Source organism: Pantoea sp. MQR6 (genome assembly GCF_022761075.1).
In the GTDB taxonomy this organism is placed as follows: domain Bacteria; phylum Pseudomonadota; class Gammaproteobacteria; order Enterobacterales; family Enterobacteriaceae; genus Pantoea; species Pantoea phytostimulans.
Genome location: NZ_JAKYXB010000004.1, coordinates 15,283 through 36,896, shown reverse-complemented (window position 1 = coordinate 36,896; position 21,614 = coordinate 15,283). Strand labels below are relative to the sequence as shown.

General features: G+C 51.9%; 19 protein-coding genes. 13 read left to right on the top strand and 6 right to left on the bottom strand.

Annotation, left to right across the window (positions count from 1 at the left end):
* The first annotated feature begins 96 nt into the window (after positions 1 to 96).
* The 7 genes from MUG06_RS15400 to MUG06_RS15370 all read left to right on the top strand — a co-directional run bounded on the left by MUG06_RS15400 (position 97) and on the right by MUG06_RS15370 (position 7,234).
* Positions 97 to 258: a YnfU family zinc-binding protein gene (locus MUG06_RS15400; protein WP_215848693.1), complete on the top strand. Its 162-nt coding sequence runs from the start codon at positions 97 to 99 to the stop codon at positions 256 to 258.
* A 635-nt stretch (positions 259 to 893) separates the two neighbouring features.
* Positions 894 to 2,105 carry an SfnB family sulfur acquisition oxidoreductase gene (locus MUG06_RS15395; protein WP_243079123.1) on the top strand — a complete coding sequence of 404 codons (1,212 nt, stop codon included), beginning with the start codon at positions 894 to 896 and terminating at the stop codon, positions 2,103 to 2,105.
* A 9-nt stretch (positions 2,106 to 2,114) separates the two neighbouring features.
* Positions 2,115 to 3,305: an SfnB family sulfur acquisition oxidoreductase gene (locus tag MUG06_RS15390; RefSeq protein WP_243079122.1), complete on the top strand. Its 1,191-nt coding sequence runs from the start codon at positions 2,115 to 2,117 to the stop codon at positions 3,303 to 3,305.
* The gene (locus MUG06_RS15385) at positions 3,302 to 4,663 is read left to right on the top strand and encodes an LLM class flavin-dependent oxidoreductase (RefSeq protein ID WP_243079121.1); all 1,362 of its coding nucleotides are present in this window, start codon (positions 3,302 to 3,304) and stop codon (positions 4,661 to 4,663) included. Before MUG06_RS15390 ends, MUG06_RS15385 begins: the two co-directional genes overlap by 4 nt.
* Before the next feature lie 24 nt (positions 4,664 to 4,687).
* Positions 4,688 to 5,497, top strand: coding sequence for a MetQ/NlpA family ABC transporter substrate-binding protein (locus MUG06_RS15380; RefSeq protein ID WP_243079120.1), 810 nt, complete (start codon positions 4,688 to 4,690; stop codon positions 5,495 to 5,497).
* Between the two features lie 2 nt (positions 5,498 to 5,499).
* Positions 5,500 to 6,600 carry an ATP-binding cassette domain-containing protein gene (locus tag MUG06_RS15375; protein WP_243079119.1) on the top strand — a complete coding sequence of 367 codons (1,101 nt, stop codon included), beginning with the start codon at positions 5,500 to 5,502 and terminating at the stop codon, positions 6,598 to 6,600.
* Positions 6,584 to 7,234 carry a methionine ABC transporter permease gene (locus MUG06_RS15370; protein WP_243079118.1) on the top strand — a complete coding sequence of 217 codons (651 nt, stop codon included), beginning with the start codon at positions 6,584 to 6,586 and terminating at the stop codon, positions 7,232 to 7,234. Before MUG06_RS15375 ends, MUG06_RS15370 begins: the two co-directional genes overlap by 17 nt.
* Positions 7,235 to 7,288: 54 nt before the next feature.
* On the opposite strand, the gene MUG06_RS15365 is transcribed toward MUG06_RS15370, so the two are convergent.
* The gene (locus MUG06_RS15365) at positions 7,289 to 8,701 is read right to left on the bottom strand and encodes an FAD-dependent oxidoreductase (protein WP_243079117.1); all 1,413 of its coding nucleotides are present in this window, start codon (positions 8,699 to 8,701) and stop codon (positions 7,289 to 7,291) included.
* Positions 8,702 to 8,729: 28 nt separating this feature from the next.
* Positions 8,730 to 9,887, bottom strand: a complete 1,158-nt coding sequence (gene ssuD, locus MUG06_RS15360; RefSeq protein ID WP_215848377.1) for an FMNH2-dependent alkanesulfonate monooxygenase — start codon at positions 9,885 to 9,887, stop codon at positions 8,730 to 8,732.
* 274 nt (positions 9,888 to 10,161) lie between these two features.
* Between ssuD and MUG06_RS15355 the strand changes: the two genes are divergently transcribed.
* Both MUG06_RS15355 and MUG06_RS15350 read left to right on the top strand, forming a co-directional pair.
* Positions 10,162 to 12,051, top strand: a complete 1,890-nt coding sequence (locus MUG06_RS15355) for a sigma-54-dependent Fis family transcriptional regulator (protein ID WP_243079116.1) — start codon at positions 10,162 to 10,164, stop codon at positions 12,049 to 12,051.
* A gap of 94 nt (positions 12,052 to 12,145) precedes the next feature.
* The gene (locus tag MUG06_RS15350) at positions 12,146 to 13,093 is read left to right on the top strand and encodes a sulfonate ABC transporter substrate-binding protein (protein ID WP_279234026.1); all 948 of its coding nucleotides are present in this window, start codon (positions 12,146 to 12,148) and stop codon (positions 13,091 to 13,093) included.
* A gap of 138 nt (positions 13,094 to 13,231) precedes the next feature.
* On the opposite strand, the gene MUG06_RS15345 is transcribed toward MUG06_RS15350, so the two are convergent.
* The 3 genes from MUG06_RS15345 to MUG06_RS15335 all read right to left on the bottom strand — a co-directional run bounded on the left by MUG06_RS15345 (position 13,232) and on the right by MUG06_RS15335 (position 15,118).
* Complete coding sequence (locus MUG06_RS15345) at positions 13,232 to 13,942, bottom strand: sugar O-acetyltransferase (protein ID WP_332627027.1); 711 nt, start codon at positions 13,940 to 13,942, stop codon at positions 13,232 to 13,234.
* A 40-nt stretch (positions 13,943 to 13,982) separates the two neighbouring features.
* Positions 13,983 to 14,525, bottom strand: coding sequence for a TetR family transcriptional regulator (locus tag MUG06_RS15340; protein ID WP_243079115.1), 543 nt, complete (start codon positions 14,523 to 14,525; stop codon positions 13,983 to 13,985).
* Positions 14,526 to 14,617: 92 nt separating this feature from the next.
* Complete coding sequence (locus tag MUG06_RS15335) at positions 14,618 to 15,118, bottom strand: MarR family transcriptional regulator (RefSeq protein WP_243079114.1); 501 nt, start codon at positions 15,116 to 15,118, stop codon at positions 14,618 to 14,620.
* 138 nt (positions 15,119 to 15,256) lie between these two features.
* Here MUG06_RS15335 and MUG06_RS15330 point away from each other — a divergent pair, with 138 nt between their 5' ends.
* The 3 genes from MUG06_RS15330 to MUG06_RS15320 all read left to right on the top strand — a co-directional run bounded on the left by MUG06_RS15330 (position 15,257) and on the right by MUG06_RS15320 (position 19,343).
* On the top strand, positions 15,257 to 16,405 hold the full coding sequence (locus MUG06_RS15330; RefSeq protein ID WP_243079113.1) for an MFS transporter: 1,149 nt from the start codon (positions 15,257 to 15,259) through the stop codon (positions 16,403 to 16,405).
* A gap of 77 nt (positions 16,406 to 16,482) precedes the next feature.
* The gene (locus MUG06_RS15325; protein WP_347568899.1) at positions 16,483 to 17,064 is read left to right on the top strand and encodes a pyridoxamine 5'-phosphate oxidase family protein; all 582 of its coding nucleotides are present in this window, start codon (positions 16,483 to 16,485) and stop codon (positions 17,062 to 17,064) included.
* 299 nt (positions 17,065 to 17,363) lie between these two features.
* On the top strand, positions 17,364 to 19,343 hold the full coding sequence (locus tag MUG06_RS15320) for an autotransporter domain-containing protein (protein WP_243079112.1): 1,980 nt from the start codon (positions 17,364 to 17,366) through the stop codon (positions 19,341 to 19,343).
* Between the two features lie 114 nt (positions 19,344 to 19,457).
* Here the strand turns inward: MUG06_RS15320 and MUG06_RS15315 are convergent, their stop codons facing one another.
* Positions 19,458 to 20,753: a glycoside hydrolase family 10 protein gene (locus MUG06_RS15315; protein WP_243079421.1), complete on the bottom strand. Its 1,296-nt coding sequence runs from the start codon at positions 20,751 to 20,753 to the stop codon at positions 19,458 to 19,460.
* A 342-nt stretch (positions 20,754 to 21,095) separates the two neighbouring features.
* On the opposite strand from MUG06_RS15315, the gene MUG06_RS15310 reads away from it, so the two are divergent.
* Entirely contained in the window at positions 21,096 to 21,608 is a 513-nt protein-coding gene (locus tag MUG06_RS15310; protein WP_215848384.1) for a GNAT family N-acetyltransferase, read from the top strand.
* Positions 21,609 to 21,614: the final 6 nt, after the last annotated feature.

Sequence of the window (21,614 nt, the reverse complement as noted above, 5' to 3'; positions counted from 1 at the left end):
GTTGATGTTAGCGAGTTTAATTGGAAAGGACGTAAATATAAAAGTTAACTAAATTCGATTGTGTTAGGCTAAATAAACCTCAAAGAGGAATTTATCATGACATGGCTAAATCGAATATTTGATAACTTACAGCAGCATGAAGTTAATTCTCAGTGCCCGGTGTGTAAGAAATTTTCTAAGCAGTCTTCAACTAAACGAGATCGTGGGCAAGCCGTATTATGTCCTCATTGTAAATCTCTTTTTATCATGACGGAATAAATATTCCCTTCACTCAATGGGTTAAGGCGTTTTTTTGAGTAAAAGGATCCGTAATAGCCTTAAGTTTTTTCGCCTGAATCATCCGGCAATTTTCGCAATGGAGTGTGCTTTACAGGGTTTTACTCATCACGCTTAAGGGAATATCACTCTGCGCCTTGCTGTTACATCCTCCTTTAATCCCTATTCGGGAATAATATGTCGCTTCATGTGACACCGGATAATTCTCTCTGCGATCAATAGGCGTTTCTGCACGCTGAGAAATTCAATTAATATAATAGCCTTGCCTGTGCAGTTATAAATAATGCAGCGCTTACTGTTTTTAGTGGTATTAAATGCTAAAGCAATGGCCGTGCGTAACGTAAAAAGAAAAACTATTCATTCTATTAAATTAAGAATTAACGCGCGCTGCAATTTATCTTATAAATCATTGATGATGCCTTGTCAGGGTTTACATTGATTCAGTGCGCTCACGCTATAGCTAAAAAGTGAATTACGTTTCCCATATTTGTAACAACCCGCGCTATTTACTTGCCTTAAATGAACTGACTATTATCCCTGTCACTTAATTATTTCAACTAACACGCTGGATTAAGAGCGGTCCGCCCCTGACTTTCCGTTTATTAACTGGAAAAACCATGACAAACCCTTTCGATTTCCCCGAAGCAATCCAGGCGGCTGTGCTGACCGAGGATGACAAGGCGATTCAGGCAGCACGTTCTTTGGCCGAAAAGGCGAAAGTCGGTGCAGTAGCGCGCGATCAGCAACGGATTTATCCACGTGAACTGCTCGATCAGTTCACCCAGATTGGTTTAGGTAGTATCAGCGTACCGCGCGCTTTTGGCGGCGGCGGGCTGAGTTATCAAACCCTGGCTGAGGTGTTTCGCCTGATTTCTGCCAGCGATCCGTCGCTTGGACAGATTCCGCAAAACCACTTTGGGTTAATTCAGTTCATTCTGGGTGAAGGCAGCGCAGCGCAGCAGCAGAAACTGTTGCAAGCGGTGGTGAGTGGCAAACGGCTCGGCAACGGCGGCCCGGAAAAGAACACCCGACATACCCGCGATGTTCAGGCTCGACTGCTGAGCACCGAACAAGGTTTGCGGTTAACCGGCGAGAAATTCTATTCAACCGGCGCACTGTTCGCCGACATTCTGGTCACCACCGCGCTCCAGGATAACGGCCTGCCGACAATGGCTTTTATTCCATTGCCCGCCGAAGGGGTACAGATCATCGATGACTGGTCTGGCATCGGTCAGCGCACCACCGCCAGCGGTACGGTGCGGCTGGAGCAGGTTGCGGTCGATCCCGCGTTGATCATCCCTTTGCCATCAGCGGAAAAACCGACGCTGCGCGGTGCGGTATCTCAGCTAATTCAGGCAGCCATCGATGCAGGCATCGCGCAAGGCGCACTGGATGATGCGCTGGAATTTGTGCGCAGTAGTTCACGTCCTTGGGTGGATGCCAATGTCGAACGCAATGCGGATGATCCTTACCTTCTTGCCGATATCGGACGCATTAGCACCGAGCTGAGTGCCGCCAATGCGTTACTTAAGCGTGCGGCTAACGTACTCGATAACATCGATCCGCTGGCGCTCAGTGTTGAAAACAGTGCGCGTGCCTCCATTGCGGTCGCCGAGGCCAAAGTCTTGACCACCGACGTCGCCCTACGCGCCAGTGAAAAATTGCTGGAGTGGGGCGGCAGCCGCGCCACGTTGCTACGTCATGGATTGGATCGCCATTGGCGCAATGCGCGCACCCACACCTTGCACGATCCGGTGCGTTGGAAAACACATGCTATTGGTCACTATTACCTCAACGCGGTCTACCCAACGCGCCACGCCTGGATTTAAGGAACAGCGATGACACAGGTTCAGCCAAAACAGCCCGCGACCCACATCAAAAATGCGCAACAGGCGTTGGATGTGGCGCACCAGCTGGCACAGCAGTTTCGCAGCGGAGCCTCAGAGCGTGACCGCGAACGTCTGTTACCTCATAAAGAATTACAGCAGCTTTTCGCATCAGGATTAGGCGCGATCACCGTGCCGAAGCAATACGGCGGCATTGCTGTTTCCACCGCTACGCTGGCTGCGGTTATTGCAATAATCAGCGAAGCCGATGCGGCGATAGGTCAGGTACCGCAAAACCATTTTTACGCGTTGGAAGTGTTACGCATTAACGGCAGCCAGGCGCAGCAACAACGACTTTACGCCGAAGTGCTGGCGGGTGTGCATCTGGGCAATGCGTTGGCAGAGTTCAGTTCACCCGCAGCGCATCAGCGTAGCACGCAGATTCTCGATCTTCGCCTTAACGGCAGCAAGTTCTACGCCACCGGTGCGCTGTTTGCCGATCGCATTCCTACAGCGGCAAAAGACGCAGAGGGAAAAGAGCAACTGGTCTTTGTGCCACGGCATCAGCCTGGCATCACGGTGATTGATGACTGGAGCGGCTTTGGCCAGCGCACGACCGGCAGCGGCAGCGTCCTATTTGAGAATGTCTCCGTTGCCGCTGAGGATGTGGTGCCGTTTCAGAGCGCATTCGAACGGCCCACCACCGTTGGGCCACTTGCACAAATCCTGCATGCGGCTATCGATCAGGGCATTGCACGTGCGGCGTTCAGGGACATGCTCGATTTCCTGCGTCATCGCGCCCGACCCTGGCCAGACAGCGGGGTTGATCACGCGAGCGAAGACCCGCTTACCCTTGACCGCACCGGTCGGCTGGCGGCACGACTCGCTGCAGGCGACGCGTTAATCGAAGAGGCAGGCGTCGCCATAGATGTCGCACAACAACAGCCTAATGCGGAAACGGTCGCCTGGGCATCTGTCGAGGTGGCGAAAGCCCGTGCCTGGACCACGGAGGTTTCACTGGAGGCGAGCAATTTATTGTTTGAGCTTTCCGGTTCTCGCTCCAGCCTGCGTGAATACAACTTCGACCGCCACTGGCGCAACGCCCGCACCCATACGTTGCACGATCCGGTGCGCTGGAAATATCCGGCGATTGGCAATCATCTGCTTAATGGCGTATTGCCGCCGCGCCGAGGCACGATATGAGTCAAAAGCAGATTTTACTTAATGCTTTCACGATGAACTGTGTCGGCCATATTCATCACGGTATGTGGACGCATCCCCAGGATCGTTCAGTGGAATTTAATTCTCTGAGTTACTGGGCCGATTTGGCACGTCTGCTGGAACGCGGGCTGTTTGACGGGATTTTTATCGCTGACATTCTTGGCGTGTATGACGTTTATCAGCAGGGCATCGATCTCACCGCGCGCGAGTCGATTCAGTTACCGGTTAACGATCCGCTGATGCTGGTGTCGGCAATGGCTGGCGTAACGCAGCATCTCGGTTTTGGCGTTACCGCCAATCTCAGTTACGAAGCACCGTATCCGTTCGCGCGTCGCCTGTCGACGCTGGATCATCTGACCCAAGGGCGTATTGGCTGGAATATCGTCACGGGTTATCTGGACAGCGCCGCCCGTGCAATGGGCAACAAACAACAGTTGGCCCATGATCGACGCTACGATCAGGCTGACGAGTTTCTGGATGTCACTTATCAGTTATGGGAAGGCAGCTGGCACGATGATGCGTTGGTGGTCGATCGCCAGCGCCGGCTGTATGCCGATGCCGACAAAATTCATCTAATTAACCATCAGGGTGAATTCTATCAGGTTGAGGGTTATCACCTCAGCAGCCCGTCACCGCAGCGCACGCCATTGCTGTTTCAGGCCGGAACCTCTGCACGCGGCATCCAGTTTGCTGCTCGCCATGCTGAATGTACTTTCGTCAATGCCCGTTCACCTGACGCCATGCGTCAGCAGACGCAACGGCTGCGTCAGGCTGCGATGGACGCGGGGCGTCACGCTGATGATTTGCGTATTTTTATGGGCGTCGGCGTGATTGTGGCACCGACGGAACGCGAAGCGCAGGAGAAATATCGCAGTTATCTCGAATATGCCAGCCCGGAAGCGGGTATTGCCCATTTCTCTAGCTCGATCGGCGTCGATCTAGCCGCGTTCGATTTAGATGCACCGATTGAAACCGGTGATACCCGCGCGATTGAGTCGGTGAGCAAAGCTTACAGCGGCTGGACGCGACGTCGGTTGTTGGAGCAGCATGCGATGGGCAGCCGCTATCCCTTAATCATTGGCGATCCGGCTCAGGTGGCCGACGCGCTGTTGCAATGGATAGATGAAGGCGATATTGACGGCTTCAACCTGACTCACATTCTCAATCCGCAGAGTTACAGCGATTTTATCGATCTGGTGGTGCCGGAACTTCAGCAGCGCGGTCGCTACAAAACTGCCTATCAACCCGGTTCATTACGCAAAAAAATCTTTCAGCAACAGGACCGTTTGCCTGACCGTCATCCGGCGGCACGCTGGCGACAAGCAGCCCATTTTAATTGATTCAATTAACCTCAAGGAAAGGCGATGAAATATTCTCAAAAATTGGCGGCAGCGCTTGGCGTGACGCTGTTAACACTCTGCGCCGCGGCATCAGCGGCTGACTATTCCGGGCCGCTGAAAGTGGGCACCACAGCTGCGTTCGCACCGCCATTGGAAACCACCGTTGAGGAAGCGAAAAAACAGGGACTAAATGTGGAGTTGGTGGAGTTTACCGACTGGACTGCGCCTAACGTCAGCGTGGAAAACGGGGATATTGACGTTAACCTGTTTCAGCACAAGCCATTCCTGGAAAATGCCAACCAGGAAGGTGGATTCCATCTGGTGCCTTACGCACCCGCCATCATCAACAACGTTGGGCTTTATTCCAAAAAGCACACAGCTATTGATCAGATCCCACAAGGTGGAACCGTCGCTATCGCCAATGACCCGATCAACGGCGCGCGTGGGCTGTTGTTGTTACAAAAAGCGGGTCTGATAACCTTGAAACCGGGCGCTGGACTGAAGTCGACCGTGGAGGATATCGCCAGTAATCCCAAAGATCTGAAGATCATCGAAGTTGAAGCAGTACAGCTTTCACGTTCGCTGGATGAAGTGGATTTAGCCCAAGGCTATCCGCACTATTTACGCCTGGCGAAAACCATCGACCCGGAAAAAGCGCTGCTGTTTGATGGCCTTGAACACCCCGAATATGTCATTCAGTTCGTTGTTCGTGACGGTCATCAGGACGATCCGCGTCTGAAAAAATTTGTCGATATCTATCAGCACTCTCCAGTAGTACGGGCCAAACTCGATAGCTTCTATGGCAAACTCTACCAGCCGGGTTGGAGCCAGTAATTATGGTTAGCCTGACATTGCCCGGTGAGCGCGATGCGCTGCATGTGCCAAGGGGGGAAGCCAACGGCAAGGTTCACGTCCATATTGAGGCTTTAAGCAAACGATATGCGGGCCAGCAAAGTGATGCACTGCATAACATCAGCTTGAAGGTCCAGCGTGGTGAGATTTTTGGCATCATTGGCCGCAGCGGTGCAGGCAAATCGACCCTGATCCGCTGTCTGAACCGGCTGGAAAATCTGACTGCAGGCCAGGTGGTGATTGATGGTATCGACATCAGCGCGCTCAGCGAGCGACAGCTAGTGGAGTGGCGACGTCGCACCGGCATGATTTTTCAGCATTTCAATTTGCTCTCAGCAAAAACGGTGCGTCAGAACATTTCACTGCCGATGAAGGTGGCGGGTATCCCCGCAGCAGAACGCGAGCGCAAAGTAGATGAACTGCTGGCGCTGGTCGGGCTGGAAGAACGGCAGCATGCGTGGCCATCCCAGCTTTCAGGCGGACAAAAACAGCGCGTTGGTATTGCGCGGGCGCTGGTACACGATCCCGAACTCCTGCTTTGTGATGAAGCGACGTCAGCCCTTGATCCAGAAACCACGCGCGCCATTTTGGCACTGCTAAAAAAGATCAATCAACAGCGTCATATCACCATCGTGTTGATCACCCATGAAATGGATGTCGTACATGATCTCTGCCACAAAGTGGCGGTCATCGATAAAGGTGAAATTATTGAACGTGGGCCGGTTTGGCAGGTTTACAGCGATCCGCAGCAAGAAACTACTCGGCAATTACTCAACCCTAATCATCAGGCGCTACCAGAAAATATTGTGCCGCTGCTGAATGCGCAGCGGCAAGGTGCCGACTCCCGTTTGCTACTGCGTTTGCGCTATACCGGAGAAGGTGCGCAGCCTAATCTGGGGGCTTTAGGTGCGCAGGCAACGGGTGAAATCACGCTGATTTACAGCGCCATTGAATGGGTAGAAAACAAACCAACTGGGCAAATGCTGCTACTGTTGGATGCACAACATGAGGCGAAGTCGGCAGCGTTGCAACTGGCAAACCTTGCCGATCGGCTGGAGGTATTAGGTTATGTCACTGGCTATTGATCGTCTGTGGAATGGTTTGCTGGACACGTTATTAATGGTCGGAGTTTCCTCGTTGATGGCGCTGTTATTGGGCTTGCCAATGGCGGTGATTCTGGTGGTCAGCGGACGCGGCGATTTGTTTCCCAGCCCGATGGTGAACAGGATCTTGGGTTGGGTCGTTAATCTATTCCGCTCCATTCCGTTTCTGATTTTAATGGTGGCGCTGATTCCCTTTACGCGCTGGGTCGTGGGCACGACCTACGGCGTATGGGCGGCGGTGGTGCCGTTAACCCTGGCTTCGACGCCATTTTTTGCGCGAATCGCTGAGGTCAGCCTGCGTGAAGTGGACAAAGGATTGACCGAAGCGGCCCAGGCGATGGGTTTCCATCGCTGGCATATCATCTGGCATGTCTTGCTACCGGAAGCGCGGCCTGGCATTGTAAGTGGCTTCACCATTACTTTGGTTACTATGATCAATGCATCGGCCATGGCGGGGGCAATCGGTGCGGGAGGATTGGGGGATTTGGCTTATCGTTATGGTTATCAACGCTTCGATATGCAGGTGATGGTCACGGTGATTGTGGTGCTGGTGGCGTTAGTGACGCTGCTGCAATTTTGTGGCGATAGGCTATCGCGCCGCCTTAATCATCGTTAAAAAATCAGGGCTGTTCACTCTACCCGTTCAGCCGTGATCCCTTTCCAGCAATTTCTAGTCAATGCGCTCGTGTGAGCTCGCATGCGTAGAAGAGGAGGGTGCGATGCTCAGTAACTGTCTCGCCACCGACTCAGCATGTTCAGCAACTTGCGGCAAGCCCATCAATTCACCAAAACGGCCGCGGGCGGCTGGCCCGACGACATAAAGATGGGGATTAGCCAGACCTTGTGCATTCAGGGTTTGTGACAGCGCATTGACATTGATACCCAGCGCCAGCGGATCGGCCTGGATTACGCCTTCTGTAGCAAGCTGGTGTAATAACGCGTCGCTGTTAAGCAGGGCGCCATGTGCGGGCCCGGTGGTCACAATGACTCTATCGACCCGGTAGAGCTCAGGTGATGAACCTCGCGGCTGAAGCGTCAGCTGGAGGCTGTCTTCGGCTGCGTCTGCCGCAAGCAGGCGAGCAGCCATAACCGTTAGCTGACCGCTGGCCTGCAGTTGAGACAACACGGTACTCACTTGTGGCGCAATTCGGTAACGATGAACATCCCACCACGGGCGCAGATGCCGCAAAAAGCGACGCTGCTCCGTTAACGACAGTGTTTGCCAGATTTGCTGACCATGACGGCGAATATCATCCAGCACCCCTTGCCAGGGCAGATTTTCAGCGGCAGCGTCTGTGACTTCTTGACGAATGCGTCGCAGCCAGCCCCGAGCAGTAGCCTGTTGTGGTTGAAGGTAATTTAACTCGCGGTTCTCATAGTTGCCGCTTAGGTTAGGGCGAGGTAATTGACCACGACGGGAAAACACGGTGATTTTTCCGCGATGTCCCTTGCGATGCAGCGAAGCGACCATATCTGACATGGTTAAGCCTGAACCGATGATCGCGACCTGATCATCAGCGCCCACTTTTGCCAAGGCATTAGGCTGCCACGGATCGGCAATCAGCCCGACGTGACCGCGTAACGACGTGAGTATTGCAGGTAAGGCAGGCGGCGGATGACTGATTGCCAGCACTACAACATCGGCTTGTACCTTAGCGCCAGAAGCTGTGCTCACTACGCCAGCATGGAATGAAACCGCACGGTCATGAATATGGGTCAGTTCTACCGCGGAATACTGCTTCTGCTGCCGGAACTGTTCATTTACCCAGCGGGCAAACTGCCCGCGCTGCGGATAGACAGTGCCATCATGCCACAAGGCATCGGTATCGACCTGAAAGTCAGGTGATGAGCGGAACCAGCGATCAAAAGCGCCTTCTTCATCGCCGGCAAGTTGCATCCGCGAGGCGGGCACATTAATACGGTGTGCAGGATCTTCTGTGCTGTAAGCCACACCCTGTGCCAGCTGAGGTCGCGGCTCAATTACCGAGACCTTTAAACCTGCCTGACCGTAACGCGCCAGGTGAATAGCCAGCGCCGTGCCGCTAAATCCGCCACCAATGATGACAATGTGCTTTTCAGACATACGCGGGCTCTCTTGTTGATTAGCTGACTTACTTACTCGGACGGCGATCGCCACCAATCGTTTCGCCGAAAGGTCCGGTATTAACAGTACGCTGCTTTTTCTCGGCGTTAGCGGCCAGCGGCAATAATGGCATCACCAGTTCGGCAAAACGGTGTGCTTCTTCCAAATGCGGATAACCGGAGAATATAAAGTTTTCGATACCCAGCGCCTGATATTCACGAATGCGGTCGGCGACCTGCTGCGGGCTGCCCACCAGCGCCGTTCCAGCACCACCGCGCACCAGGCCCACACCAGCCCACAAGTTCGGACCAATCACTAATCCCTCACGTGAGCCGCTGTGAAGTGCGCTCATCCGTGCTTGCCCGGTGGAATCCATGCGCGCAAAAATTTTCTGGGCAGCTGCAATGGTTTCTTCATCCAGATGTGCAATCAGCCGATTGGCTGCTGCCCAGGCTTCCTCTTCTGTTTCACGCACAATAACGTGAAGGCGAATGCCATAAGAGAGCGTGCGGCCTTTTTCCTCTGCCCGTTTGCGAACCACTGCCAGTTTTTCTGCCACCTGTGCAACCGGCTCGCCCCAGGTAAGGTAGGTATCGATCTGATTAGCCGCGACGTCAATGGCTTCTTCAGAGGAGCCGCCAAAATAGAGCGGTGGGCCATTTTCCTGTACCGGCGGGAATAAGATTTCAGCGCCTTCAACGCGGATGTGCTCACCGTTGAAATCGACTTTCTCACCTTGCAATAAGCGTGAATAGACCTCCAGAAACTCTTTGGTAACGTGATAACGCTGCTCGTGATTGAGGAAAATACCGTCTCCTTTGTTTTCTACCGGATCGCCGCCGGTGACAACGTTGATCAGCAGGCGACCTTCGGAAAGGCGGTCCAGCGTGGCAGCCATTCGGGCGGCAAGGCTGGGCGGTTGTAAACCGGGACGTACCGCCACCAGATAGCGCAGTTTTTTGGTAATGGGGGCCAGCGCAGATGCCACCAGCCAGGAATCCTCGCAGCTTTTACCGGTAGGGATCAGCACACCATAATAACCCAGGTTATCGGCGGCTAACGCAACTTGTTGTAAATAAGGGAGATCAACGGCTCTGCCACCTTGTGTGGTACCCAGATAGCGACCATCGCCATGAGTGGGTAAAAACCAAAAGAGTTTAATGTTTTCCTGATTCGCTTCGCTCATTAGCTGATTCCTTTATAACGTTATCTAAATTTAATACAAAGAGACTGAACATTTGGTTATAAAAGCGATTGCAGGAAACATGCCAAGGTAGGTGCGCTATTTTTTCTTTAAAATTCAGTAAGTAAATTTTTCGATTCAAAATCTTATGTGTTGCAAATGCAACAGCAGTGGTGTGTACGCTGTTGCATTTGCAACTTTCGCGGCTATTCGGCCTCTCGTTTCAGCGCTCGACTCACGATATCTTCAAGTTCTTCATCTTTTTCGGGAACATTCCATGCAGCTCCCCAGCCCTGATTTGATCGATCCTGCCTCATTGGCTGTCAAAAGCGTGCTCGACCAGTTGGCTCCCACTGACGCAACCGTATTGATCATTGGGGAAACCGGAACGGGTAAAGAAGTCATGGCGCGCTACCTCCATCATCATAGTCAGCGATGCCAGCATCCGTTTTTAGCGGTTAATTGCGGAGCGCTGACCGAGAGCCTGGCGGAATCAGAACTCTTTGGCCATGAAAAAGGGGCGTTTACCGGCGCAATGGATCGACATCAAGGCTGGTTTGAAGCGGCTGACGGTGGCACGCTTTTGCTTGATGAGATCGGTGAATTAAGCTTGCCGTTACAGGTCAAGCTGCTCCGTGTTTTACAGGAGCGAGAGATTACGCGCGTAGGTTCTTCCCGCGCAGTGAAGGTTAATGTCAGAGTGATTGCGGCAACCAATAGAGATTTAGCCGTGGCGATACGCGAACGCCGGTTTCGTGAGGATCTCTATTACCGGCTCAATGTCGCCAGCGTGACGTTGCCGCCGCTGCGTCAGCGGTGTGAAGATATTCCCCTGCTGGCCGGGCATTTTTTGCAGCTTTATGCCCGCCGTCTGGGCCGTCCTCAATGTCGGCTAAGCGATGAGGCCATGGCAACCCTCAAGGCTTATCCGTGGCCCGGCAATATTCGTGAGCTGGAAAATACGCTGCACAATGCGGTGTTACTCAGTAAAGAAGCGTTAATTACCTCGCAGCAACTGCGGCTGGGCGCTATCACGGTTCACGATCAACCCGAGGATGACGGCGATCTTGACCGTTTCCTACGTACGCAACTGCTGGAAAGCCTTAGCCCGCTTTATCCCCGCGTTATTGAATCTCTGGTGAGAAATGCTGTTGAGCTGAGCCAGGGAAATCAACTACAGGCGGCCACGCTGCTGGGGATCTCACGTAATACTTTGCGTACCCATCTTGGGCATCTTGGGCTGATTAAACCGCGTCGCAGCCTGGGCCGGCACGCTAGCCCAGCCCATTCTTCACGGCCACAACGAGAAAGAGAATTGCGTATCGGTTATCAGAAATTCGGTAATCTCGGTTTTCTCAAAGCGCGTCAGTCACTGGAAGCGCAACTCGTCGATCAGGGCGTGAGCGTGTTATGGAGCGAATTTCCTGCTGGACCCCAGCTGTTACACGCACTGGGTAACAAAGAAATTGATTTTTGTACCACCGGCGAGGTGCCGCCTCTGTTTGCTCAGGCGAATAACGATGCAATGGTTTACGTTGCCTGGGAACCTGCTGCGCCGCAAAGCGTAGCGTTGCTGGTAGCAAAGCAGAGTCCGATCCAGCATATAGCGGATCTTAAAGGCAAACGTATTGCCGTGACTAAAGGCTCAAACGTCCATTTTCTGTTACTGCAACTGCTTGATGAAGCCGGTTTAGCGCAGGACGATGTGCGTATTGTTTATGCGCCGCCAAAGTATCCTCTGACACCCAGTGACAGTCATGCCATTGATGCCTGGATGATGTGGGATCCCTTGCTTAGCGATGCGGAGAAAGAGGGGCACTTGCGCGTGATCGCTGACGGCGTAGGGCGGGTTAATAACTATCAGTTTTATCTTGCGGGTCGTGAATTTGCAGCGCATTCCCGCGATCTGCTTCAGACACTCATGTCTGCCCTGGAGCAGACCGGGCGCTATATAGACGCGCACAGACCGGAGGCCGCTGCGTTGCTCTCTACTGAGTTAGGTATTTGCACTGATTCGCTGACGCATGCCCTGGCACGCCGCAGTCATCAGACGCAGCACATGAATCTTGCCATGATTCGCGAGCAACAGCGGATTGCGGATCGCTTTTATGCGTTAGGACTGCTTAATCATGCCATTAAGGTGCGCGATGCCGTTTGGCAGCAATGACGTTTTTTAACTAAGCATAGAATTTTTAGTCGCTAAGCCGTTCACCTTGCGTTTGTTATGTTGCGCTGATTACAACACCACTCAGGAAAGAGACATGAAAAAACTATTACTTAGCGCGCTGATTATTGCCGCACAAGCGGGAATGGCTTGTAACGCACAGGCAGAAGAGAAACCAAAAACCGTTAATATTGGCTTTCAAAAAGCGAATATTTTTGCCCTGCTGAAATACCGTGGCACGCTGGAAAGTGAATTTAAGAAACAGGGGATTGGTGTGCGCTGGGTTGAATTTCCAGCCGGGCCGCAAATGTTGGAAGGATTAAATATTGGCAGCATTGATCTGGCCGCAACTGGCGATGCGCCACCAACCTTTGCACAGGCAGCGAAAGCCGATCTTGTTTACCTTGCGCATTCACCGGCTAACCCTAAAACCGAGGCGATTGTGGTTCCTGCTGATTCCGCCATCAAAACGGTTGCTGATCTGAAAGGCAAACGCGTGGCGCTGAATAAAGGTTCTGACGTTAACTACCTTCTGGTCACTGCGCTAGAAAATGCTGGGCTGAGCTATAAAGATATTACGCCGGTCTATTTGCCACCTGCAGATGCACGCGCCGCCTTTCAACGCGGTGCTGTGGATGCCTGGGTGATTTGGGATCCTTACTATGCGGAAGTCGAAAGCAACGCTAAAGCCCGTTTGGTGAAAAATGCCGAAGGATTGGTTCCGCACTACACATTCTATCTGGCTAGCCGCAAATTTGCGGATACCTATCCAGAGACGGCAAAGCAAGTAATTGATGAGTTAGGCTCCTTGAGTCACTGGGCAAACAGTCATCAGGAAGAAGCGGCGAAAATTCTTTCAACATCAACCGGACTTCCTCAGCCTATTTGGCAGAAAGCGTTAGCCAGAATGCCGTATGGCGCGCAACGTATGACGCCAGAAGTGTTCAAAGAACAGCAGGCGCTGGCAGATAAATTTACCCAAATCGGTTTGTTGCCGGTGAAAGTCGATGTCAGTAGCGCGACGTGGTCGCTGGACAAAAAGTAAGGCACCTATCTAAACGCGTGGGTAATCGATTTGGGCCTTCAGAGCACTACATCTTTCTTTGCTCTCTTTGCGCCTTGACTCAATCTTTAACGCATAAAAAAGGGCAATCCCGTTGCCCTTTGATTCACTGGATGAAGCTTATCGGCGATGAAAATCTTCACGCTGGCTATCTTCCTCTGAACGCGTGCGAATCACTTTGCATGGATTACCCACGGCGATAACATCTGACGGAATATCACGGTTAACCATGCTTCCCGCACCAATCACGGTGTTATCTCCGATTGTCACGCCTGGCGTAATCGTCACACCGCCACCAATCCAAACGTTATTGCCAATCTTTATCGGTAGTACAAATTCCAGACCTTCAGCTCGCCTCTTTGGATCGAGGGGATGTCCCGCAGTATAAATACCGACATTTGGAGCGATAAAAACATTGTCCCCAATGATCACCTCTGCGCCATCAAGAATCACCAAATTATGATTAGCATAAAAGTTTTCCCCCAGATAAATATTGCTCCCGTAATCGCAATGGAAAGGGGATTCTATCGTGAGGCTTTTGCCATGACTGCCCAATAATTCCGTCAGAATTTGACGTTTTTCAGTTTCTTTTACCGGATTTAAGTTATTGAAATTGAAACAGGCTTCCTTGGCTTTTTTTCTTTTCAAGATGATCTCAGCGTCATGGTTTGCGTCATAAAGCAGACCATCTTCAACCTGCGTAACAGGGTTAATCACATTTGCTTTCATCGTTCCTCGCTTACCTGTTTTCTGCCTTACACGATGATGCTGATCGGCAAGGATTGAATTTTCTGGTTGTCGTACAACTGTACGAGAGCAGATAATATACACGACACTGTTCCCTGAATGTCGAGGGTTTCTTTTAAAGAAGTCAGTCAGAGGTTAACTTTTGCAGGATACTTCGCAATTCATCGCGACTTAGCATCTCTTCGCCCAAGTGCCGATGGGCGGTAAAACCTTCAATCAGCGCGTCGATCGTCATGGCGATTTGAATATCGAAATGCAAAGATAATGCGTCTCTGCTTCTGCGTAGCCAGTTACGGCATATCTGACGAATTTTATGATTACGTGACGCGTAGGCATAGAGTTCGAAACTCAGCAGCATATTGCGTGGTGCAGCCACGATTTCACCACAGATAAGGTCCAAAACGGCCTCTATTGCTTCGCTTACATCAGCTGCCGATTCAAGCCGCTGTCGGAAATTTACGGAAACGTGCTCAGCCAGGCGCGTGAAAGCGGCCTCAAGAATTTCATCCACTGTTTGAAAATGGTAGGTCAACGTACCAGGTGATATCCCGGCATGTGATGAAATTTTACGGGCGGTCGCTCCCACAACACCATGATCAATGATGACATCCTGAGCAGCCTGAATAATCCGGCTACGCATGTCTTGTTCTGTTGAGGGTGCTGCCATAATTTTCTTATAGTTGAGTCGCTAAAAAGCCAGCTTATTACAGATTGTTTTCTGTGACGATAGCGAATCTGCCTGGCAGCCCTCTACGTCAATTACTCTACAGATTCGCCGGGAAAGGTAAGCAGTAGCGCTCTTAACTGCGTTTCCAGCGCTTCTCGCTGAGCTGCAGATAAGGTTGCCAATATCGCCGCTTGCGTGGCGGTGTGAACGACCAGCGCTTGCTCAATCCGCTGTTGGCCTTGCGTGGTCAGTCCCACCAATGTGCTGCGTTTATCCTGCGGATCCTCAATGCGCTCAATCAATCCCTCCTGCTCCAGCCGGCTCAGGCGATGCGTCATTGCGCCTGAAGTGACCAGCAGCGATTTATACAGCTGCGTTGGCGAGAGGCAATAAGGCGCACCGGCACGGCGCAAAGTGGCAAGCACATCAAATTCACCCTCACGAAACCCAAACGGCTCCAGCGCTTGAGCCCGCGCTTTTCCTACATGTTTCATAAGCCGCAGCATTCTGCCAAAAACTTTCATCGAAGAGACATCCAGTTCCGGCATGGCGTTATCCCATTGGCCGATAACGAAGTCGATATGGTCGTGCATTATTCGCCCCTAAACAGTGTGGCTATTTTGTCGCGTTGTGCGGTGCATCTTACACAAGATGATTATTTATCTTAACGTTAAGATAAATGTTGGTGGCGCTTATTTGCTAAAGCAAAAACCGTTCTAAAGGAGTCCATTGTGAAACATGTCGTACCATTGCCCATAATATTCGCATTTATCGCTTTTCTTGTCGGGTTGAATCTTCGTCCTATTCTCGCCTCCATCGGTCCGTTGTTTCCGGTGTTGCAGCGCGAAACAGGCTTATCAGCCACTGGATTTAGTCTGCTTACTACCTTGCCGGTTGCAATGATGGGGCTGGCAGCGCTGAGTGGACCCTGGCTATTAATTAAAGTGGGCGCTGTGCGGGGTATCGCTGCTGGATTGACGGTTTTGACTATCGCCTGTTCGCTGCGGGGATGGGATTCATCTGTGACAACATTGATGTGTACTGCGTTAGCGGGTGGAGCCGGCGTGGGTGTGATACAGGCTTTAATGCCCGCACTAATTAAAAAAGAGTATGCGCAATCAGCGGGTACCTTAATGTCGCTGTTTACCACCGGTATTATGGCGGGTGCCGCGCTGTCTGCTGCCAGCGCCGAGCCGGTTTTTTCGCGATTGGGGCTACAGCCTACGCTTGCCATGGCCGGTTTTCTGGCGCTTCTCGCTTTGGTTATTTGGCTGACCCAAATTAAACATCGCCCATTGGAAAAAACATCGCATGCAGATGTTGCCTTATCGTCATCCCGAACTGCATTGTTAATGCTGTTCTTCGGCATTGGAACAGGCGCGTATACGCTGGTCTTGGCTTGGTTGCCGCCATTCTATATTCAGGCGGGGTGGAGCGCACGCAGCAGCGGTTACATGCTGGCCTGGCTAACGTTAACCGAAGTCGCGGCGGGTTTTGCCGTCTCTGCGCTGATTCATCGTTTTCCCGATCGCCGTGCTCCGCTGATCGTCGTTCTGCTCCTGTTGCTGGTGGGGTTGCTGTGTCTGGTCTTTTCCCCTGGTACCATGCCGATTGCATCAACGCTGCTGCTGGGTGTGGGCATTGGCGCACTGTTTCCACTCTCGCTGATTGTGACGCTTGATCATGCTCGAACGCCGACTGAGGCGGGGAAATTATTGTCACGGGTGCAAGGAGGTGGCTATTTGATTGCCGCCCTGATGCCCTTAATCGCCGGACTCATACGTGACAGTGTCGCTTCACTCTCTAGCGCCTGGTTAATCATGAGCGCGGGCGTCATGGTGTTGATTGTGATAGCGCTAAGGTTGAAACCCGCTGCGTAAGGGGCGTCGCCCACCTTTATTCCTTTTGGCGTCTATAATTCGGGCTTCAGCCGGCCTGTACGACTAACAGGAGCATGATGATGCCAATAATACTCAACGAGATTGATGCTGCTGCCTGGGCAGAGCTTGAACAAGCCGTGAGCGAGCCGGAATCCGCTTTTCGCTACCTTACTTTTTGTTCAGTCGATGAACAAGGCAAACCGCAGGCACGAACGATAGTCTTGCGACGTGCTGACAAACTGATGCGGGTTATGGAATTTCATACCGATACGCGGAGTCTGAAATGGCAGGAGATTGCAGCCAATCCGCACGTCACGGTATTGGGATATTGCGCTCAAATGCGACTGCAACTGCGCCTTCAGGGAAAGGTAGAGCCCTATGATGCTGAAAGCGATGTGGCTCAAGCGACATGGAGCAGATTGCCCGCCCATACACAGAAAACCTACGCGGGTGGGCCTCCCGGAGGCGAGCGAACATGTGATGACATTAAAGCGATCAGCGCTGCTGAGGAAGCCGAAGGAAAGGCGAATTTTGGCGTGTTAATCGTGCGCGCCAGCTCGTTGGATTGGTATCAGCTACACAAAGAACAGAATCAGAGAGCGTTTTTTACTTATGACAACAGCGGCGCACTTGTGGACTCTCAGTGGGTTAATCCCTGACAAATCCAAGTTTTACTGAGCAAAGGTGAGTTTACTTTGCTGCACAGATCAATGTAATCACATCCGCATTCCTTGTTATTCATCCCTTCTTCTAAACTGTTTTTAAGTCAAATTCCCTTGCCAAACTGGTAAAGCGGATTTTTCCTGACTACGTTTTTATCGTCCTTGTTATTTCTTTGATTTGGCGCACATCTCTGATGTGGCGTTTACCTCTGACTTGCGTTGCTGCTTTTATACGCGCAAGACGAACACTCTTGCCGCCAGTCGGGTTTTGTCTGGCACTTCATCCGGAGCTGATGATGAAAAACAATAGATTCGCGCTTTCTTTTGCTGCCCTCGCCACGTTAAGCGCCTCGCTAGCGTCATTTCCCGCCATGGCGTGGGATAATCTCACCGTTTTTGGCGACAGTCTCAGTGACGGCGGTAACATTGGCCGCTTCACTTACGATGGGGGGCAATATCCTATTTATGACGAAGTTTTAGCCGAGCGATTGGGACAAAATTTGCAGCGTTCGACATTGGGCGGCAGTAACTATGCGCAGGGCGGCGCGGTGGCAATCCCAGCCCTTGATCCCGCGTTAAATACCCAAGATCAGTTGGCCGCGTATCTGCGATCAACCGGCGGCAGGGCTGACAGCAACGGGCTTTATATTCATTGGGTGGGTGCCAACGACATAGCGGCTGCGGTGACTAATCCGTTAACAGCGATCGAAACCATTGATACCAGTGCAGCCGCAGCCGCTTCGCAGGTGAAGACTTTGCTGGATGCCGGTGCGGGTGCGGTGATTGTGCCCACCACGCCGCAGCTGGGTGAAACGCCCTTTATGATTCAGACGGTGCTCAGAGTGCTCGGCCCGGTCTCTGATGCGGCAATGGTTGCTGCATTCCAGTCGCTGGACAGCGTCTCTACTACCGACACCGCATCACGTAATCAGGCGGTGCAAAATGCTTTTACTCAGGCTGCGGCGCAAGTGTCTGACGTGCCAGCGGTGCGTGATGCATTGGCGGAGCAACTTTACAATGCCTGGCAGGAGCTGAGTGAGTTGGCTACCACATTATCAACGCAATTTAATCAGCAGGAAGAGAGTGGCCTTGCTGCAATCAAGGGCAATATCGTACGGGTTGATATTGCCGGCTTGCTCAATGAAGTTATCGCCAGTCCCGGTCAATATGGATTGACTAACACCATCGGCATGGCGTGTCCGGTAGGCACGTCGGCAGATGAATGTGCATCCTCTACACCAGGCTTCTCATCTGCTCAGGATTATCTGTTCGCTGATCGTCTTCATCCCAGCCCCGCAGTGCATGCCATGATCGCCGACTACATTCAGTCGATTCTTGATGCGCCAGCCCAAGTCGCTGCGCTGTCCCAGTCACCGCTGATGATGGCGCGTGACATGCACAACACGCTTGATGGGCATTTACAGCAGCAGCGCCATAAACCTGCAGATGCCGGGGAATTTACCGTATTCGGCGGTTACGCCGGGCAACATGTCGATTATCAAGGTGATGCCTGGTCGGATGGTGATGCCAATACCGCTAACCTGACGCTGGGTATTGGTTATCAGCTCACCGACAACTGGCAAACAGGTGTGCTGTTCTCCAATACCAACCAGCGACAGGAACCTTCGTCTAACTTTGATTATCGCTTACGCGGCAATTTGGTGGCGCTATACAGTCAATTGACCTTGCTTGAACAAGGCTGGATCAACGCGGATCTTCATTATGCCGATCTCGATTTTGATGACATAGAGCGTGATATCAAAATCGGTCCTGCTAGCCGAACCGAGCAAGGTAACACAGGCGGAAAATTGTTGGGTATGCGTGTGCAAACCGGTTGGGATCTGCCGCTGGGTACACACATCACCACCGGTCCTGTCGCCAGTTACGCGTTGGATTATGGTCGCGTGGGCGGTTATCGTGAGCAGAGCAATAACAGCACGTCTATGCGTTATTCCGATCAAACTACCCATTCACAGATTGGATCACTCGGCTGGCGCATCGACAGTAAAGAGTGGCTGATAAATCCATGGGCGCAGGTCAGTTACAACCACCAATTTGGTGACACCGATTCTACGGTAACAGCAGGATTGCAATCGACCAGCACCTCATTTGCACGGACGGTGGAGGCACGTGACAAGAACTGGCTGGATGTCGCGGTGGGCGCGAACGTGCCGCTCGGTGAAAAAGTGAATGCATTTGCTGGCGTTTCAACGGTGGGCGGCAACAGCGATTATCACCAGGTGACATGGAATGTGGGCGTAAACGCCACTTTCTAAAAAAGCCGGTGAGGCTTTATTGCTTGACGGTTTTCCCCTTCAAAAGGCCGCAACGTTATCTGTTGCGGCCTTTTTACTGACCGAAACGGTCTATGGCACTTATGGCGGTTCAGCTCAGCTTCCCCAACGGTTTTTAAGGTAGTGCACCGCATCCTGGGTCTGAGGTTGGTTGAGATAATTTTCTCTGAACAGAATGGTGCCATTGATTTGCGGCACAGACTCATTCAAATCGATCTGATTTTTAAGCTCCGGCACGCCGCCTTTTATCGTCCAGTCAGGTTCATTTTTTGAGGGTTCCCCCACTTTATAGAGTGCGATACCAATATAGAGGCGGGTGTTGGTGGGTTTCACCACTTCTGCCCACCATTTGGCCAGCACATCATAACGGGCCGCCTGACGTGAAAAGGGCCAATACAACTGCGGAGCAATGTAGTCCAGCAAACCTTGCTGTACCCAGCGGCGGGTATCGGCGTAGGCTTCATCATAAGCTGCTGCGCCACGCGTGTCGGAACCGGCAGGATCGTGTGAAAGATTACGCCACACGCCAGCGGGGCTGACGCCAAATTCAACATTGGGATTAAGCTGCTTAATGGTATGAGAAACCTGCTCAATCAGAGTCTGTGTATTGTGCCGCCGCCAGTCTGCTTTGGACGCGAATCCCTGACCATATCGTTTATAGGTCTGGCTGTCATTGAGAGTGGAACCCGGGGTTTCGGCATAGAAGTAATCATCGAACTGCACACCGTCGACCGGATAACGCGCGACCACTTCAGCCACAATGCTGGTGATCCAATCTCGCGCCTCTGGAATGCCGGGATCGAGCACAAAGCGATCGCTGGCTGTACGGATCCAGTCGCGATGAAGTACGAAGACGCTGGCAGGATGCAGCGTCAATGTCCGGTTTAATTCGGTAACAGTAGAAGGCTTGGTGTTCACGGAGACGCGGTAGGGATTAAACCAGGCATGTACTTTCATCCCGCGCTTGTGCGCTTCATCCAGCATAAACTGCAGCGGATCGTAGCCCGGATCTTCACCAATTTTGCCTGTCAGCATATCTGACCAAGGCAAAATCCTTGATGACCACAGGGCCGTGCCATCGGGTTTTACCTGAAAAAATACCGTATTGATGCCCAGACTTTTTAGTTTATCCAGCTTTTGTGTCAGCGCATTCTGCTGCTGTTTAACGCGATTTTCTGCATTGCTTAGATTAACGGATGAAACCGGCGGCCAGTCCAGACGGGAAACGGTGGCGAGCCAAACACCGCGTACCGGTTGGTGTTGCTGCTCAGGCTGGCTCGGCAGTGGCTGTTTTGTCACTGGAGTCAGCGGAGTGACCAATGATTTAGGCGGCTCCGAGGAGCAACTGACAACTAAAAGGGCAAAGGCGACCAACGCACTTCGCTTTTTGATGTGAGTTACAAGGGAATAACGGCGAGAACAGACGATAATAAACTCCAGTTTTTTCTGGTAGTCGTTCTAAAAGAAACATTCTCTTATCATCTGAATTTAAGTCAATAGGTTAGGCATTTAGCGTCGCGCTTTTAAACGATCCTCAATGGGGCCACCGGTACAATGACAACAGAACCGCTATTCCCTCCGTCGTTACGTCGCGGTCATCCTGTTTTTAATCACATAGCTGAACTGCTTCCTCGCATTAACATAACAGCCACAGGCATGAACTTATGCGCTTAATTCTGTGCTGTGTTATACAAAATCTCTGGCGCGACTTTCTACTTATAACCATGAGTGAATATGAACCTCACTATTGAGTCAGCAAGATTACGTTTAGAACCCTATGAGTTAAAACATATTGATGGGCTGCGGGCCATGGACAGCGATGTCGAGATCATGCGCTACATCGGCGATGGCACCATCAAAACACATGAGCAAACCGTTGCATCTATCGAGCGCGTACAATTGCGCTGGCGGCAACGTGGATATTCATGGTGGGCAATCATTGAAAAGGAAACCGCAGAGGTTATCGGGGCTGCTTGCCTGCAACACCTTGCCAATTTGGATGGCGCACCTCTGGAACTTGGCTGGCGTTTAAGAAAAGAGCAACAGGGTAAAGGCTATGCAACAGAAGCAGCCAAAGCGATTATCCACTTTGCTGTGGAACGTTTTAACGCAGCGCATCTGGTCGCCGTCGCCCATCCAGAAAATCTGGCTTCACACAAGGTGATGCAACGGTTGGGAATGACATATGTGGGTATTGAAGAACACTACGATCAGCCGTGTGTCGTGTATGAGCTTAAAATAAAGTAAGTCACC

Excerpts from the sequence above, each read along its gene's own strand:
- MUG06_RS15335 (WP_243079114.1), bottom strand. The coding sequence starts at position 15,118 with ATGCACGACCATATCGACTTCGTTATCGGCCAATGGGATAACGCCATG.
- MUG06_RS15365 (WP_243079117.1), bottom strand. The coding sequence starts at position 8,701 with ATGTCTGAAAAGCACATTGTCATCATTGGTGGCGGATTTAGCGGCACG.
- MUG06_RS15375 (WP_243079119.1), top strand. The coding sequence starts at position 5,500 with ATGGTTAGCCTGACATTGCCCGGTGAGCGCGATGCGCTGCATGTGCCA.
- MUG06_RS15320 (WP_243079112.1), top strand. The coding sequence starts at position 17,364 with ATGAAAAACAATAGATTCGCGCTTTCTTTTGCTGCCCTCGCCACGTTA.
- MUG06_RS15380 (WP_243079120.1), top strand. The coding sequence starts at position 4,688 with ATGAAATATTCTCAAAAATTGGCGGCAGCGCTTGGCGTGACGCTGTTA.
- MUG06_RS15400 (WP_215848693.1), top strand. The coding sequence starts at position 97 with ATGACATGGCTAAATCGAATATTTGATAACTTACAGCAGCATGAAGTT.
- MUG06_RS15385 (WP_243079121.1), top strand. The coding sequence starts at position 3,302 with ATGAGTCAAAAGCAGATTTTACTTAATGCTTTCACGATGAACTGTGTC.
- MUG06_RS15395 (WP_243079123.1), top strand. The coding sequence starts at position 894 with ATGACAAACCCTTTCGATTTCCCCGAAGCAATCCAGGCGGCTGTGCTG.
- MUG06_RS15370 (WP_243079118.1), top strand. The coding sequence starts at position 6,584 with ATGTCACTGGCTATTGATCGTCTGTGGAATGGTTTGCTGGACACGTTA.
- MUG06_RS15340 (WP_243079115.1), bottom strand. The coding sequence starts at position 14,525 with ATGGCAGCACCCTCAACAGAACAAGACATGCGTAGCCGGATTATTCAG.
- MUG06_RS15390 (WP_243079122.1), top strand. The coding sequence starts at position 2,115 with ATGACACAGGTTCAGCCAAAACAGCCCGCGACCCACATCAAAAATGCG.
- ssuD (WP_215848377.1), bottom strand. The coding sequence starts at position 9,887 with ATGAGCGAAGCGAATCAGGAAAACATTAAACTCTTTTGGTTTTTACCC.
- MUG06_RS15310 (WP_215848384.1), top strand. The coding sequence starts at position 21,096 with ATGAACCTCACTATTGAGTCAGCAAGATTACGTTTAGAACCCTATGAG.
- MUG06_RS15350 (WP_279234026.1), top strand. The coding sequence starts at position 12,146 with ATGAAAAAACTATTACTTAGCGCGCTGATTATTGCCGCACAAGCGGGA.
- MUG06_RS15325 (WP_347568899.1), top strand. The coding sequence starts at position 16,483 with ATGATGCCAATAATACTCAACGAGATTGATGCTGCTGCCTGGGCAGAG.
- MUG06_RS15355 (WP_243079116.1), top strand. The coding sequence starts at position 10,162 with ATGCAGCTCCCCAGCCCTGATTTGATCGATCCTGCCTCATTGGCTGTC.